Here is a 524-nt window from a genome sequence, read left to right on the forward strand (position 1 = left end):
GACTGGACAAATGAAGTGATCATTGCGCAAGAGTTGACAACGGCTTGCGAAAAAATCAATCCTTATCAAAATTTTGCACCCCTGCCTGGTACAGTAACCCTTGAACCCGCGACAGACTTCTGGCATGAACAACGCACTGATTGGCTCTCGGGTATCACCAATCAAATCATTATGGGAAAACATCGCGGCAGTACCATACGTAGAACAGAAGTAAGCGATAATTTCATCAACACACACCAAGAACAAATCGACTTTTTAAGACAAATTACCCTTCACTTTAAAATTGAAGGTTTTGGCAGTAGCGAAATCTTGGAAAGTCTTACCTTTGATGGTGTGAATGTTTTACCAAAGAGTCTTCTTGTTGCCGATAGCAAGGGCACCCTTGAGGGCGCTTTCACGATTCCACAAAATATTACGGCTGGCACAAAAAACGTTGTGGCAAGGGGAAAAGGTGGAACCATTGCAACGGGGCTTTTTACCGGTCAAGGTCTGATTGATGTGAAAGTGATGCGGCGCACCACCAC

1 protein-coding gene is annotated in these 524 nt (G+C 44.5%); it reads left to right on the top strand.

Going from position 1 to position 524, the window contains the following annotated elements; genetic code table 11:
- Positions 1 to 524: DUF4815 domain-containing protein (locus ACFINL_RS09935; RefSeq protein ID WP_375651512.1), on the top strand; the 524-nt coding region annotated here is incomplete at both ends.

Source organism: Bartonella sp. AA78NXGY, assembly GCF_042197005.1.
In the GTDB taxonomy this organism is placed as follows: domain Bacteria; phylum Pseudomonadota; class Alphaproteobacteria; order Rhizobiales; family Rhizobiaceae; genus Bartonella.